This is a genomic window from Halarcobacter sp. (assembly GCF_963675975.1).
In the GTDB taxonomy this organism is placed as follows: domain Bacteria; phylum Campylobacterota; class Campylobacteria; order Campylobacterales; family Arcobacteraceae; genus Halarcobacter.
The window spans coordinates 2,962,208-2,976,905 of sequence record NZ_OY780939.1 but is presented as its reverse complement, the minus strand read 5'-3'; the positions used below and the strand labels follow the sequence as shown (position 1 = coordinate 2,976,905).

14 protein-coding genes are annotated in these 14,698 nt (G+C 26.6%); 6 read left to right on the top strand and 8 right to left on the bottom strand.

Annotated elements, in window-relative coordinates:
• The first annotated feature begins 29 nt into the window (after window positions 1-29).
• On the top strand, window positions 30-1,586 hold the full coding sequence (locus tag ACKU3H_RS14705) for a cache domain-containing protein (RefSeq protein ID WP_320034625.1): 1,557 nt from the start codon (window positions 30-32) through the stop codon (window positions 1,584-1,586).
• Between the two features lies 1 nt (window position 1,587).
• Here ACKU3H_RS14705 and ACKU3H_RS14700 read toward each other — a convergent pair whose 3' ends face one another.
• From ACKU3H_RS14700 to ACKU3H_RS14690, 3 genes are read right to left on the bottom strand one after another with little or no spacing between them, the layout of a single operon-like run.
• A complete protein-coding gene (locus tag ACKU3H_RS14700) occupies window positions 1,588-2,862 on the bottom strand; it encodes a response regulator (RefSeq protein WP_320034624.1) in 1,275 nt (424 codons plus the stop codon).
• Window positions 2,855-3,589 carry a response regulator transcription factor gene (locus ACKU3H_RS14695; RefSeq protein WP_320034623.1) on the bottom strand — a complete coding sequence of 245 codons (735 nt, stop codon included), beginning with the start codon at window positions 3,587-3,589 and terminating at the stop codon, window positions 2,855-2,857. Before ACKU3H_RS14695 ends, ACKU3H_RS14700 begins: the two co-directional genes overlap by 8 nt.
• A 46-nt stretch (window positions 3,590-3,635) precedes the next feature.
• Complete coding sequence (locus tag ACKU3H_RS14690; RefSeq protein WP_320034622.1) at window positions 3,636-4,316, bottom strand: winged helix-turn-helix domain-containing protein; 681 nt, start codon at window positions 4,314-4,316, stop codon at window positions 3,636-3,638.
• 131 nt (window positions 4,317-4,447) lie between these two features.
• On the opposite strand from ACKU3H_RS14690, the gene ACKU3H_RS14685 reads away from it, so the two are divergent.
• The 4 genes from ACKU3H_RS14685 to ACKU3H_RS14670 are packed head-to-tail and all read left to right on the top strand — an operon-like array spanning window position 4,448 to window position 9,922.
• Entirely contained in the window at window positions 4,448-6,223 is a 1,776-nt protein-coding gene (locus ACKU3H_RS14685; protein WP_320034621.1) for an HD domain-containing phosphohydrolase, read from the top strand.
• A gap of 14 nt (window positions 6,224-6,237) precedes the next feature.
• Window positions 6,238-7,308, top strand: coding sequence for an FIST C-terminal domain-containing protein (locus tag ACKU3H_RS14680; protein WP_320034620.1), 1,071 nt, complete (start codon window positions 6,238-6,240; stop codon window positions 7,306-7,308).
• The gene (locus tag ACKU3H_RS14675) at window positions 7,302-8,801 is read left to right on the top strand and encodes a HAMP domain-containing sensor histidine kinase (protein ID WP_320034619.1); all 1,500 of its coding nucleotides are present in this window, start codon (window positions 7,302-7,304) and stop codon (window positions 8,799-8,801) included. Before ACKU3H_RS14680 ends, ACKU3H_RS14675 begins: the two co-directional genes overlap by 7 nt.
• A gap of 2 nt (window positions 8,802-8,803) precedes the next feature.
• Window positions 8,804-9,922 carry a hybrid sensor histidine kinase/response regulator gene (locus ACKU3H_RS14670; RefSeq protein ID WP_320034618.1) on the top strand — a complete coding sequence of 373 codons (1,119 nt, stop codon included), beginning with the start codon at window positions 8,804-8,806 and terminating at the stop codon, window positions 9,920-9,922.
• Window positions 9,923-9,964: 42 nt separating this feature from the next.
• Here the strand turns inward: ACKU3H_RS14670 and ACKU3H_RS14665 are convergent, their stop codons facing one another.
• The gene (locus ACKU3H_RS14665) at window positions 9,965-10,153 is read right to left on the bottom strand and encodes a hypothetical protein (protein ID WP_320034617.1); all 189 of its coding nucleotides are present in this window, start codon (window positions 10,151-10,153) and stop codon (window positions 9,965-9,967) included.
• Window positions 10,154-10,224: 71 nt separating this feature from the next.
• Entirely contained in the window at window positions 10,225-11,070 is an 846-nt protein-coding gene (zupT, locus tag ACKU3H_RS14660) for a zinc transporter ZupT (RefSeq protein WP_320034616.1), read from the bottom strand.
• 98 nt (window positions 11,071-11,168) lie between these two features.
• Between zupT and ACKU3H_RS14655 the strand changes: the two genes are divergently transcribed.
• Window positions 11,169-11,723, top strand: coding sequence for a manganese efflux pump MntP family protein (locus tag ACKU3H_RS14655; protein WP_320034615.1), 555 nt, complete (start codon window positions 11,169-11,171; stop codon window positions 11,721-11,723).
• Here ACKU3H_RS14655 and ACKU3H_RS14650 read toward each other — a convergent pair.
• The 3 genes from ACKU3H_RS14650 to ACKU3H_RS14640 all read right to left on the bottom strand — a co-directional run bounded on the left by ACKU3H_RS14650 (window position 11,720) and on the right by ACKU3H_RS14640 (window position 14,696).
• Window positions 11,720-12,658 (bottom strand): L-lactate dehydrogenase, encoded by a 939-nt coding sequence (locus ACKU3H_RS14650; RefSeq protein ID WP_320034614.1) that lies wholly within the window; start codon window positions 12,656-12,658, stop codon window positions 11,720-11,722. The genes ACKU3H_RS14655 and ACKU3H_RS14650 overlap by 4 nt on opposite strands.
• A gap of 131 nt (window positions 12,659-12,789) precedes the next feature.
• The gene (locus tag ACKU3H_RS14645) at window positions 12,790-14,073 is read right to left on the bottom strand and encodes a TRAP transporter large permease subunit (RefSeq protein WP_320034613.1); all 1,284 of its coding nucleotides are present in this window, start codon (window positions 14,071-14,073) and stop codon (window positions 12,790-12,792) included.
• Complete coding sequence (locus ACKU3H_RS14640) at window positions 14,070-14,696, bottom strand: TRAP transporter small permease (RefSeq protein WP_320034612.1); 627 nt, start codon at window positions 14,694-14,696, stop codon at window positions 14,070-14,072. Before ACKU3H_RS14640 ends, ACKU3H_RS14645 begins: the two co-directional genes overlap by 4 nt.
• Between the last annotated feature and the right edge of the window lie 2 nt (window positions 14,697-14,698).

Below are 14,698 nucleotides of genomic sequence, written 5' to 3'. Positions count from 1 at the left end.
TAACAAAAAACCATTTTACGGAAGTTGAAGTGAAGTTTATTACCGAAAAAAATATCTCAAAAATGATAATCTATATTTTCATTATCATTATGAGTACAATGATATTTTTAATCTCATATTTTTATGTTAAAAATACCTATGAAGACTTTGAAAGACAAATGGAAAAGTCTGTTCAAGACCAATATAGAAGTCAAAAAAGTATTTTAAAAAAAGAGATAAATACTATTATAGATATTATAAATTATAATGCTACAAAAAGTGATGAGGATGAAACAGAGTTAAAAGCAGATACCGTAAGACTTTTAAATAATATCACTTTTGATAGAGATAAAAGTAATTATATTTTTGTGTATGAAATATTAAATATGAAAGGTGGAGATGATTTTGCTAAACTTTTAGTTAATCCAAATCGTCCAGATCTTTTAGGTAAACCAATCTCTACAAATTATGAAGATAGCAATGGCAAAAGGTTTAGAGAAGAGTTTATGACCGAGATTAGGATTTTTGGCGAGTCTTATACTGAATATTCATATAATAAAGTTTATACAAATGAGGCTAGACAAAAGCTTTCTTATTTTAAATATTTTCCAAGATGGAATTGGGTTATTGCTGTTGGAGTTTATGTAGATGATATTGAAAAAGAGATTGCAAAAAATAAAGAACATTTAACAAAAAGAGTTCAAAATCAAGTTTTTCAAAATATTTTACTTTTTTTACTGTTTTTATCAATGGCAATAGTGATTTCAATTATAGTTTCACAAAAAATAGATGAGGTATTAAAACGATATAAAAAAAGTGTACAACTAAAATCTAAAGCCTTAAAAGAGTTAAATGAAACTCTAGAAAAAAGAGTTGAAGAAGAGATAGATAAAAACAGAGAACATGAACAGCTTTTAGTACAAAAATCAAAATTTATAGCTCTTGGTGAAATGATTTCAAATATTGCTCATCAGTGGAGACAGCCTTTATCTGAGTTATCTACAATATTTATGTTTATAAAATTTAAATATAATCTAGGGCAGTTAGATGAAGAGTTAATGAAGAAAAAATCAAAAGAGGCTGATGCTGTTTTAGAGTATATGTCTCATACAATTGATGATTTTAGAAATTTCTTTATGCCTAAAAAAGAGAAAGAAAAATTTAGTTTAAAAACGGCGATGGATTCTATTATGACTATTATCTCTAGCTCTTTATCAAACAACAATATAAATATAACTATCTGCATAGATAATGAAGTGGTTCTAAATACTTATCTAAATGAATTTCAACAAGTTATCTTAAATATAATCAGTAATGCAAAAGATGTATTAATTGAAAACAATATTGAAAATCCTTGGATAAAGATAGATGCTGTTGTTGATGATGAGGGTAGGGTAATAATATATATTGAAGATAATGGTGGTGGTATAATAGTTGAACCAAAATCAAAAATCTTTGAACCATATTTTACTACTAAAAATGATAGTGATGGAACAGGAATAGGACTTTATATGTCAAAAATTATTGTTGAAAAAAGTATGCATGGTAAATTAAAAGTAAGAGAGGGTGAGTTTGGGGCAAGATTTGAAATAATCTTGCCAAAATGATTTAAAAAGGTAATATCTTTTTATTTTTTATAACTTGTGTATTTTCTTTTTGGAGATTACTTACTAAATCTTTTAAATCAGAGATTCTTTTTGTAAGTTTTATCTCTTTTGAAAGTAATTCATCTATTTGTTGAACTTTACTTTCATATTGTTTATCTCTCTCTTCTTTCTCTTTTTCAATTTTTGATAGTTTTGTTTTTAACTGATTGTATGATTTATAAATCTCTTCAAACTGTTTAGTTTTATCTTTTTTCGTCATTAATTCCATTTTATTGTATTCTAGACTGTTTTTTTCATAGGCTTCAAGTTGACTGTGTAACTCTTTTCTTTTTGTTTCACTAATTTTATACTTTTCATCAAAACCTGATATTCTATATTCTAAATCTCTAACAGTTTTTTCTAAAGACTCTTTTTCTTTACTCAAAGTATTTATTAATTTTTTTAAATTTGTTAATTGAGTTAAAAAGTTTTTATGACTTTCCCTTTTTTGTTCTTCTAAATCAGTTACTAAAAATCTAACTGCCATATATTCTTTTATAGTTGTTTTATCAAGTTCAAAGATTGGAAATATTTTTGAGTTCACGAAATATGTTGTACCATCTTTTGCTAAGTTTTTATGTATACCATTCCAAACATTACCACTTTTTATTGTTTGCCACATCTCTTCAAAGTAGTTTTTTGGAACATCAGGATGTCTTACAATATTGTGTGCACTTCCTATAAGTTCCTCTTTAGTATATCCTGAAACTTCACAAAAACCATCATTTACAAAAGTTATCTTACCTTTTGTATCTGTTTTAGAAACTAAAGCTTCTTGGTCAATAATCTCTAAATATGTTTCCATCTCTTGATTTTGTTTTTCAAACATTTTTTTATAATAAATCTCTTTAGATACTTTGTCTAAAGTTAAATTTACTACATCAAAATCAATAGGTTTTAAAATATAGCTTTCTACATGTAGGTTTATGGCTTTTAGCATTTGCTCTGATTCTGAACGTGCTGTTATGAGTATTACAGGCACTTCTTTGTCATATTGTCTTATCCCATCTAAAACTTCTAATCCATCCATTTTAGGCATATTTATATCACTAATTATTAAATCAAATTTAGAATCTTTTGTAAAGTACTCTTGGAATTTCATAAAACCTTCAACTCCATTTGCACACAAAACAACTTCACCAAATCTTCTATTTAAAAACTTACCAAATTTTTCCCTTGCTAAGTCTTCATCTTCGATATATAAAACTCTAAATGTTGAAGTATCAATCTCATTCATGTTTCATCCTTAATTTATATCCTAGTCCATAGACATTTTCTATGTTTAAATTTGGAATTTTAATTCTTATTCTTGAAATTAGGTTTTTTAGATTTGATATAGAAGAATCAAATTCAATGGAATCCTCCCATAAAGTGTAGATGATATCATCTGTACTTACTACTTGATTTATTCTACTACATAACATATCTAAAAACATCATCTCTTTTTTTGTTAGTTTTATTTGCTCTTCTTTTTTATAAATAGATTTTTCAACTGGATCCCAATATAATTCTTCATTTAGATAAAGTTTCTCTTTATCACTTGCAAAGAATCTTCTTTTAAAACTCTTTTTAATTGTTTTATCAATACTTTGTAATAAAGTATTTACATCAATAGGTTTTAAAATATAATTATCAATATCTAGTTTTACCACCTTTAAAAGAGTATCTACATCAAGTTGTGCAGTTACAAATATAAAAGGCAGAAGTTCATCTATTTGTCTTACATTCTCTAGAAGATTAATCCCATCCATAATAGGCATATTTATATCACTAATAACCAAATCAAAAGATTTGTTTTGTAAGTGGTATGCTCTAAAAATGGTTAAAGCTTCATCTCCATTTTTTGCAACAACAATATCATCATACACTCTATTTAAGATTTTCACTAACTTAACTTGTGTGTGATAATCATCTTCAACTAACAATATCCTAATGTTTTTTTCATAATCTTTAAAATTTTCCATGGCTCTATTCTATTTTAATAAGGTATTATAATAATACCATATTTCACTAAATATAGATATAATCATTATTTATTGTATAACCTTGTTTTGAAATATTATTGATTATTTCGTAATATGATTTTTCTCTAATTTTATTAATTACATTTCTTACACTATAAATTGTACATGGATTGTTATCCCATACATTTTCTCTAATCTCTTCATAACTAATTATTCTATTGATATTTTTTACTAAATATTTAAATAGTTTTAATTCTAGTTTAGTTAATGCAACCTCTCTATTTTGATAATAGAATCTATTATCTTTTAAAGAGTACAGATAACCATTTTTAAATATCAATTTATCCTTTTTTTGAAGGATAATATAACTATAGATAAAAATATTATTTAATGTTTCATCTTTAGTTAGTATATTTTTAACTGTTATATTAAATAGTGCATTAAAATCTATACTATTTAAATCTGATGTTAAAAAGATAATTGGGGTATTATAAAAGTCATTTGAAAAGGTATGAACCAAATCTTTATTATCATAATACTCAATATCTATTATCACTAAATCATATTTAGAAAGATTTAGATAACTTGGTATATCTGTTAATATATCAATGTTTGATATATGGCCTGATAGGGATCTTTTAACTCTTTTATTTACAGAGTTATCTTTTCCTATTACTAAAACTGATTTATCTTCTATAAATTGATAAGTACTTGCTTTCATTGTCATAATAAACTCCTTATTTTCAAAATTATAACAATAAAAAATATTTCAAAAGTATTTTTTTTCTAACATAATATGATACCTTTGGAATACTATTTATCGTTATAATTTTCCGAAGGATTTATAAGGAAATTATTATGGTAAATAAAGGTTTTTTGAAACGATTAAATGTTTTATATGTTGAAGATGAACTAGAAGCCGCAAATAAGCTTTCAAAGTTTTTAGATAGAGTATTTAATAATGTATATTATTCTTCTAATGGAAAAGATGCCTTAGATATATTTTCAAAAAGAAGAATTGATTTAGTTATTAGTGATTTAAATATGCCTTTAATAGATGGATTAGAAATGTCTGAAAAAATTAAAGAGATAAATCCAAATATCCCAATTATTTTGACAACTGCAAGAACAGAAACACCATGCTTAATTAAAGCAATAGAGTTAAATATTGATAGTTATCTTTTAAAACCAATTGAATTGGATATATTAATAGATAAGATATATGCTATTGCAGATAAAATTGAAGCTAGCCAATCAAGAAGATTATTAGAACAATATAAAGATGCAATTGATGAAAGTTCAATTGTATTGAAATTTGATGTTGAAGGCAAAATTAGTTTTGTAAATAATCAATATGAAAAAATCACAGGATATAAGTTTAGTGAAGTAAAAGATAGATTTTTTAACTTTAATACATTAGATGATACTTCATCAGCTACTTTTTCAGAACTTTGGGAAAAATTAGAAAATGATGAGATTTGGGAAGGTAAAATATTTGGAAGAACTTCAGAAGATAAAAAATATATTTTAAACTCTACAACTATACCAATAGTAGATAATAATAAAAAAATATTGGAATACTTATGTATCTCTAATGATATTACAGAAGAAGAGGGCTTAAGTGAAGTTTTAAAAGCCAAACTTGAAGAATCAAAAGATGATTTAACAAGCAAGAGTTATCTTTTAAATGAATATAAAAGATGTTTAGATATCTCTTCTATATTAATTAATTTAGATAAAAATTTTAAGATAACTAATTTAAATAGTAGATTCTTAGAACTTGCAAAAAAACCTATTGAGAGTTTTAAAGATAAAACATTAAAAGATATATTAAAAGATAAAGATCTATATAATGAAATAGTCGAAGAATTATTAGAGAGTAAAAGTAAAAATAAAGTAATAAAATTAGATTTTAACGGCAATGAACATAAATACATTGACTTTACATTCTCTCCAGTATTTAATGAAAATAAACAAATTATTGAATATTTAGCTGTTGGACATGATGTAAGTGAGATTATAGAATTACAGCATGAGATAGAAGATACTCAAAAAGATTTGATTTTAACTTTAGGTTCAGTTGGAGAGTCAAGAAGTAAAGAAACTGCAAATCATGTAACTCGTGTTGCTTTATTCTCTTATATGTTAGCAAAAGAGTATGGACTTAGTGAAGAGGAGGCAAATCTACTTAAATTAGCTTCTCCTATGCATGATATTGGAAAAATTGGAATTCCTGATTCTATATTAAAAAAAGAGGGTAAATTAACTTTTGAAGAGTATGAGATTATGAAAACTCACACAGATATTGGTTTTAATATGTTTAAAAATTCAAATAGAAAAATCTTAAGAAGCTCTTCAATAGTTGCCCATGAACACCATGAAAAATGGGATGGATCAGGATATCCAAGGGGTTTAAAAGGTGAGCAAATTCATATTTTTGGAAGAATAACCGCAGTTGCAGATGTTTTTGATGCTTTAAGTTCTAAAAGATGCTATAAAGAGTGTTGGTCTTTGGATGATATTAAAAAATATATGTTTGAGAAAGCAGGAACTGAATTTGAACCAAAATTAGTTGAACTATTTTTTAAAAATATAGATAAAGTTTTGAAAATAAAAGAAAACTTTAAAGACTAAAAAGAAGGAAAAATATGAAAAGTATTAAATATTATGAAAAACTAGAAGTTTTTATTGAAACAAATAAAAACAGCAAAAGTAAATTTTTTCTTTTAGTTTCTGAGAATTTTAATTTCAATTTTGATTTATTAAATAGTACAGGCTTAGATTTTAAAGGAGCAATTGTTCCTCAAATTGTATATGAAGATTTTAATACAGATAAAGGGATGGTTGCTTGTGAATTAGATGATAGTATTGGAGCTTTTATTTTAGAAGATATGACAAGTATTGATATAGATAAAGAGCAGTTACAAGCGTTTGATTCAATTATGCTTATTGTTGATGGTCTTAGTAAACATATAACTACTTTTTTAGAAGCTGTATTTCAAACCTTACCAATGAAAAGTGAAATTATTGGCGGTGGAGCAGGGAAATTAACATTAAAGCAAGAACCAGTTATTTTTTCAAAAAATGGTATGTTTAAAGATGCTGCTATAATATTAGCAGGAAAATCAACTTTAAATGTTGGGGTTGAAAATGGCTGGGAATATTTAGAAGGTCCATTTATAGTAACTTCTGCTGAAAAGAATATTTTAAAATCACTTAATTTTAAAAATGCTTTTGATGTATATAAAGAGTTTGTTGAAAAAAGTAGTGGTTTAAAATTTGATGAGATGGATTTTTTTGATATTGCAAAAGCATATCCATTGGGAATTGTAAAATTCAATAATGAAATTGTTGTAAGAGACCCAATAGGTTTAGATGATAATGGAAATATTATACTTGTTGGAGATATTGAACAAAATTCAACTATAAATATTTTAAAAGGTGAAAAAGAGAAGCTAATAAACTCTTCAGCTATTGCTATAGATAATGCAATAAAAAAAGTAGATGATAAAAATAGAATAAAACATTTTGTACTTTTTGATTGTATATCTAGAACAATATTTTTAGAAAAAGATTTTAAAAAAGAGCTTGCAAGTATAAAAGAGCCAATGCCAAACAGAAGAGTTTTTGGTGCCTTAACATTAGGTGAAATTGCAAATAATGGAAATGAATACATAAATTTCTATAATAAAACTTGTGTGGTGGGAGCATTATGCTAGTAAATAATTTAGCTATAACATATAAATGTTACAGTTCAATAGGAAACTCTTTAGATCTTTCAATAATGATGAAAGAAGTACTAAGAACATTTGTAAGTGAAACTTATGCTGTTTATGGTCTTTATTCAATTATTGAAGATGAAGATATTAAAGAGTTTGCATCTTTTGGAAAGATTGATAGTTTTGATCCATCTTTATATGATGATTATAAAGAGGTAATAAACAAGATTTATGAAGAGGATAAGATAATTTTGATTTTAAGATTAGAACATGGTTCTATGTATCTAGTTGTAAAACAATTAGATTCAGATGTAGACTTTTTTATTTCTATGTTTGAAAGTTTTATCACAAAATTAAATCTTAGTATAAAGTCATGTCTAAATGTACATAAAATGAAAAAAAACAATGAACTTTTAAGGGAACAAAAAAAAGAGTTAGAACTTGCAAATAAATCAAAAGATGATTTTTTGGCCAATATGAGCCATGAATTAAAAACACCTCTAAACTCTATAAATGTAATCTCTTCTGTGATGAAAGAGAATAAAAATGGAAACCTATCTCCTAGAGATATAAAAAACCTTGAGATTATACAAAGTTCAGGTAATTATTTATTGGATTTGATAAATGATGTTTTAGATCTTTCAAAATTAGAATCAGGAAGAATTGTAGTTGATTATTCAGAAGTAAACTTACAAAAATTATTAGAAGATATTTATAATATGTTTCTTCCTCAAACAAAAGAAAAAGGTGTAAATTTATATTTTGAATTTGATAAAAATATAGACCCTTTAATATATAGTGATGAGAAAAAAATAAAACAGATTGTAAAAAATTTGTTAAGTAATGCTGTAAAATTTGTAGAGAAGGGTAAGTCTATTTATCTGTGTGTAAAAGATGAAGATGAACAAATAAACATTTCAGTAAAAGATGAAGGGATTGGAATCCCAGAAAATAGGTTAAGCGATATATTTGATAGATTTAAACAAGCAGATAGTAGCACAACAAGAAAGTTTGGTGGTACAGGTTTAGGTTTAGCTATTACAAAAGAGTTATTGGAACTTTTAAAAGGTTCAATCTTTGTAAAAAGTAAAGTTGGTATGGGTACAACTTTTTATGTAACTATTCCTAAAAATGATGATGCAATTAAGTGTTTAGATATTTTAACTTTAGATGATGAAAATAATAAAATAAAAAAAGCAGTTGAGGTTGATAAACAAGTAGCTAGTAAAAATATACTTATTTATAATACTGATGCAGTTAAGTTTATAAATATAGTTATAACTTTACAAAAAAATCATAAACTAACTCAAGTTAGAAATATGGAGGAACTTTTAGAAAAAATAGATAATAGCTTTGATGTTTTAATTGTTGATAGTAAAGGTTTATCAAAACATGAATTAAATATTATAAAAGAAACATATAAAAATGATATTTATGTAATAAAAGATAATATTGTAGATATACCAGATATAATAGATTTTATAGGGAGATAGCGATGAAAAATAAGTTCTCAATTTTAATTTTAGATGATGTTGAAGAGAATATTTACTCTTTACAACTGTTAATTGAAGAGTTTGATGTTGATATTTATACAGCATTAAATGCAACAGATGCCATTCAAATATTAATGGACAATGATGTAGATTTAATCTTAAGTGATATCCAAATGCCAGATATAGATGGTTTCCAATTTGTGGAATATATAAAAGGGATTGATAAGCTAAAAGATATACCTATTATTTTTATCACAGGTATTTATGATAAAGATGCTTACCAACAAAAAGGTTATGATTTAGGTGTTATTGAGTATATCTCTAAACCAATTGATGTAAACCTTTTAAGTTCTAAATTAAAAGTTTATATTGATTTATTTCATAAAAATAAAGAAACAAAAGAGTCTTTACAAGAAGCAAATAAACTAGTTGTTCATAATACAAAAATGGCTTCTATTGGTGAGATGATAGGGGTGATTTCACATCAATTGAAACAGCCTTTAAATATCTTATCTTTATATTGTGATGATATAAAATATTCATATGATTATGGAGAACTAGATAAAGAAGCTATTGATGAATTTTCTGAGAATACTAAACTTCAAATACACCATATGAGAGATACAATTGATGGTTTCTTAGAGTTTTTCAAAGCTGATAAAGATAAAAAAAGTTTTTCAATTAGAAAAACTCTTGATGGAAGTTTTGAATTGGTTGATTCGGTTATTAAGAAAAACAATGTTCAACTTGAAATAGACTTTCAAAATGACTTTACACTAAAAGGTGTAGAGATGGAGTTAACACAAGTTTTAATGAATATAGTAACAAACTCAATTCAAGCTTTTCAAGATAGAAATATAGATGATAGAAAAATAGCATTAGAAGTTTATTCAAAAGATGATAAAAACTATTTAACAATCAGCGATAACGCTGGAGGAATAGATGAACAAGATTTAGAAAAAGTATTTGACCCTTATTATACAACTAAATCTGAAGGTACTGGTATTGGACTTTATATGGTTAAACTTGTTGTTAAAAACTCTTTTGAGGGTAATTTAACTTTAGAAAATTCAAATGTTGGTGTTAAGTTTATAATGGAGTTTGATAAAATTCAAGAATAGTTTTAAACAAATAGTTTAGTAGTTTAATATTACTATAAACTACTAACTATTTAGTTGTAGAAGAAGTATATTATCAATTTTTTTAATTTTATAGTTTTCAGAGTTTTCTGCTTTTTTTACTATGTTTTCAGATAATAATACATATCCCACATTTTGTAACATTCTTATCTCTTTTTTTGTTAAGATATTTTTCATCTCTAAGATTTTATTTTTACTTACATTATGTTCCATAAAAAATCCTTTCCTCTTTATATATTATTAACTATACTAAGGAAGTGTATCAAAAGTGTATCAATTATAAATTATGAGATAAAATTAAAAGATAAGAGACTTAAAGCCATTATAAACATACCTAAAACTAGACCAAATATTGTGGTATGGGCATTTCCATAAACCCTTGCAGCTGGTAATAGTTCATCAAAAGAGATATATATCATAATTCCAGCAACTATCCCAAAAGTTACACCAAGAGTTGCTTGTCCCATTATTGGAAAAAGTATAAAAAATCCTACAATAGCTCCAATTGGTTCTGCAAAGCCTGAAAGTGTTGAGTACCAAAAAGCTTTTTTCTTATTATTTGTTGCATGATATATAGGTAAGGAAATAGCCATTCCTTCAGGGATGTTATGAATTGCAATAGCTAAAGCGATAGTTATTCCTATTGAGATATCATTTAATGAAGAGATAAATGTAGCAAAACCCTCTGGGAAATTATGAATACCAATAGCTAAGGCTGTAAAAACACCTGTTCTATGAAGTGTTTGTTTATTTTTAATTTTATGATTTGGTTTTAATTCTTCTAATTCATTATAAGATTTTGGTTCGTGGGGATTTACATCTTCAGGTATTAACTTGTCGATTATAGCACTTAAAAGTATCCCTCCAAAAAAACAGATTAAAACATATGTTTCTGAAATAATTTCATTTGAAGTAATTTGGATAAATGAATCTTTTGCTTTTTGTAATATCTCCATAAAAGAAACATAAATCATAACTCCTGCTGAAAAACCAAGACCAAGTGAAAGTAAAATATCACTTTTAGCTTTTGAATAAAAAGCTATAATTGCTCCAAAAGAAGTAGATAGTCCAGCAAATAAAGTTAATAAAAAAGCGTATAAATAATCTTCTATCCCATATAACTCAAACATATATTCTCTTTTAACTGTAAACTTTTAATTTTTTATATTCTATCATAATAGATATTTTTTATTGTTTTGGTATAATTGCATTTTTATAGGAGTTTATATTGTTTGAAGTACTACTTTTATCTTTTGCTTTAGCTATGGATGCTTTTGCTGTATCTATAGGTTTGGGAGTAAAAAATAAAACATTTAATAAGTTTTTAGCACTAAAAATAGGTATATTTTTTGGTTTCTTTCAAGGTTTTATGCCTTTAATTGGGTTTTTAGCAAGTGTTGGATTAGGAAGTTTTATTGAATCAATTGATCATTGGGTTGCATTTTTCCTTTTAAGTTTAATTGGTGGAAAAATGTTATATGAAAGTTTTGGTGAAAGTACTGAAGATGAAATTAGTATTATTACAAATAAAGTTTTATTAATACTTGCAATTGCTACAAGTATAGATGCAATGGCTGCTGGATTTACCTTAAATTTATTAGAATTAAATCCATACTATTCGATGATAATTATTGCTCTTGTTACTTTTGTTTTTTCTTTTATTGGAAATTTCTTAGGAACTAGAGGTGGAGAGTTTTTAGAAGATAAAGCAGAGAAAATAGGAGGAGTAGTTCTAATAGGAATTGGTCTTAAAATTTTAATAGAACATACTCTTTTATCTTAAATATTTTTATAGGCATTATTTAAACTATTAGAGGCTTCTAATAGTTTCTCTTTCTCCTCTTTTGTTAAAGTTAAAATAAGTCTATTTTCTGCTCCATCTTTTCCTATAACACAAGGTAAACTAAGAACTGTATTTTCATGTAAGTTGTATTCTTTATTTGCTTTAACAGATACAGAAAATATTTTCTTCTCATCTCTAATTACACATTGTATTAGTTTTGCAACTGCAACAGCCACACCAAAGTTGGTATAACCTTTTCTTTGTATAATCTCATAAGCTCTTTTTTTTGTAACTGATAAAACTTTGTTTTTTAAGTCTTCAAGGCTAGCCAAATCTTCTAGTGGGAAATCTTCAAGTTTAATTGAACCTATTATTGCATTAGACCAAACAGCAAATTCACTATCTCCATGTTCACCTATTACATGAACATGAACATTTTTCCTATTTACATCTAGCTCTTTTCCAAGTTGATATCTTAATCTGGAAGTATCTAAAACAGTTCCAGAACCAAAGATTTTATTATGAGCTCTTGTTGATACCTCTTGGGCAACTCGTGTTAAGATATCAACTGGGTTTGAAACAATAAGTAATATAGCTTCAGGTGCATATTTATCAAGATTTAAAACAACATCTTGCATAATTTTTGCATTTCTTCCTAGAAGCTCTAGTCTTGTTTCATTCTCTTTTTGTCTTGCTCCAATAGTAATAGCAATAATTGAACAATCTTTTAAATCTTTGTAATCATTTGTTGCTTTGATTTGCATCTCTGAAAGTAAAGGGATAGTATCATCTATATCCATAGCTTCAGCGATAGCTTTTTCTTTATCCCTATTAAAAAGTATTAATTCTTTTCCAATATTTCTTAATACTAGTGCATTTATTATAGCTGCACCAACATTTCCTGCTCCAATAACACCAATTTTTAATTTTGACATAATATAATCTTTTAGTTTTATTTTGCGAAATTTTATCTATAAAAGTGTTAAATGGAAATAAGTAGCTTGAGTAGTTAAGTTTTTGATTTAGATAAAATGGGCAAAAGCCCATTTTATCTTAGAAGTGTATGTTAATTTCCATACATCAAGTTTGGTAAGAACAATGATATATCTGGAATATATGTGATTAATATAAGTCCAAATAAAATAGTCATTGTCCAAGGGAATGCGGCGACGATTACATCTTTTATACTCATTCCTGTAAGACCTGATGTAACAAACAGATTCAGTCCAACAGGTGGGGAAACCATTCCTAACTCCATATTTACTGTAATTAAAATACCAAAGTGAATTGGATCAATTCCCAGTGCAACGGCAACTGGAAGTAATAATGGAACCATAATCATAATAATTGCACTTGGTTCCATAAATGAACCAGCTAGAATTAGAAGTAAGTTAACCATAAGTAAGAACATATATTTATTTACATTTGCTTCTACTAATGCTTCAGTAATCATATGAGGAATATTCTCAATAGTTAAGAAGTGAGCAAATAACATAGCATTTGCAATAATAAACATAATCATTGCTGTAGTTTTTGCTGACTCTAAAGCTGTAATATAAATTCTTGATAATTTAATATCTTTGTAAATAAATACAGAAACAATAAATGCCCAAACACAAGCAACAGCTGCTGCTTCAGTTGGAGTAAATATACCTCCATAGATACCACCAATTACAAGAACGATTGTAAATAGTCCCCATGAAGCATCTTTCATCTTTGCAAGTCTAACTTTCATAGGTTGTGGTTCTGTTCTTTCAAATCCAAGTCTTCTAGCACCAATATATGTTACAGCCATTAACATAATACCAAGCATAAGTCCTGGAATAACACCAGCCATAAATAGTTTACCAATAGAAACTTCTGCAGTTACACCATATACGATTAATACAATTGATGGTGGAATCAGAATTCCTAATGAACCAGAAGTTGCAATTGTACCAATTGCATATTTTTTTGGATAACCAGCTTGCATAATTGCACCAAACATAATTGAACCAATAGCAACAACAGTTGCAGGAGATGAACCAGAAACAGCAGCAAAAATAATAGATGCAAAAATAGCTGAAATTGGAAGACCACCAGGTAAGTGTCCCACACAAGATTTTGCAAACTCAATAATTCTTTGTGCTGCACTACCTTTAGAAAGTAAGTTACCTGCAAAAATAAACATTGGAATTGCCATTAATGAGTAGTGGTGAACTTTCTCAAAAATCATTGCTGAGATTTCAATAGGTGAAATATCTGTAAATAACATTAATGTTACAAAAGTTGAAGCACCTAAACAGATTGAGATTGGTGTTCCTAAAATAACAAGGAAGAAAAATATTGCAAATAATACAGCTAAACTCATAGCATCCCTCCTGTTTTCTTTTCTACTTCTTTGACCATGTCATTTAATTCCTTAACATTTTCATTTTCTTGGTTTCTTCTTGCACCAATACCCATTTCAGCTAAAACATGTTCAGCTTCACTCTCTTTTAGAATTCTGTCATGTGGTGTAGATAAAATTGCATGTATTCTTTCAGCAACTCTATATGCTGCAAAAGCAAATGATACAGGAATTACTAAATATGGAATCCACATAGGCATATCCCACATATCTATAGATCTTTCATCTAAGTCTATTACAAGAAGTAGATATTCATAACCATAATATGCAACTGCAATTAAAAATACAATTGTAACAATATGAGACAATAGTAACATCACTTTTGCTAATCTTGATGGCATAGCATCAAGTACAATTGTTACTGCAATATGTGCATCTTTCTTAAAGCAATATGCTGCACCAAAAAATACACTCCATAAAAACAAGTATACACTTAATTCTGATGCCCAAACTAGTGAGGCATCAAATACATATCTTGCTACTACATTTGTAAATGCAACTGCAACACCAGCTGAAATACCAATGGCTGCAATTGATTGGTTTATAAAACCAATAGTTTTACTTATAATTTTAAATATAATCATCT

Bases quoted from the DNA above. Each gene is read 5' to 3' on its own strand.
- ACKU3H_RS14695 (WP_320034623.1), bottom strand. From the start codon at position 3,589: ATGGAAAATTTTAAAGATTATGAAAAAAACATTAGGATATTGTTAGTT.
- ACKU3H_RS14650 (WP_320034614.1), bottom strand. From the start codon at position 12,658: ATGTCAAAATTAAAAATTGGTGTTATTGGAGCAGGAAATGTTGGTGCA.
- ACKU3H_RS14690 (WP_320034622.1), bottom strand. From the start codon at position 4,316: ATGACAATGAAAGCAAGTACTTATCAATTTATAGAAGATAAATCAGTT.
- ACKU3H_RS14665 (WP_320034617.1), bottom strand. From the start codon at position 10,153: ATGGAACATAATGTAAGTAAAAATAAAATCTTAGAGATGAAAAATATC.
- ACKU3H_RS14670 (WP_320034618.1), top strand. From the start codon at position 8,804: ATGAAAAATAAGTTCTCAATTTTAATTTTAGATGATGTTGAAGAGAAT.
- ACKU3H_RS14645 (WP_320034613.1), bottom strand. From the start codon at position 14,073: ATGAGTTTAGCTGTATTATTTGCAATATTTTTCTTCCTTGTTATTTTA.
- ACKU3H_RS14680 (WP_320034620.1), top strand. From the start codon at position 6,238: ATGAAAAGTATTAAATATTATGAAAAACTAGAAGTTTTTATTGAAACA.
- ACKU3H_RS14640 (WP_320034612.1), bottom strand. From the start codon at position 14,696: ATGATTATATTTAAAATTATAAGTAAAACTATTGGTTTTATAAACCAA.
- ACKU3H_RS14685 (WP_320034621.1), top strand. From the start codon at position 4,448: ATGGTAAATAAAGGTTTTTTGAAACGATTAAATGTTTTATATGTTGAA.
- ACKU3H_RS14700 (WP_320034624.1), bottom strand. From the start codon at position 2,862: ATGAATGAGATTGATACTTCAACATTTAGAGTTTTATATATCGAAGAT.
- ACKU3H_RS14675 (WP_320034619.1), top strand. From the start codon at position 7,302: ATGCTAGTAAATAATTTAGCTATAACATATAAATGTTACAGTTCAATA.
- zupT (WP_320034616.1), bottom strand. From the start codon at position 11,070: ATGTTTGAGTTATATGGGATAGAAGATTATTTATACGCTTTTTTATTA.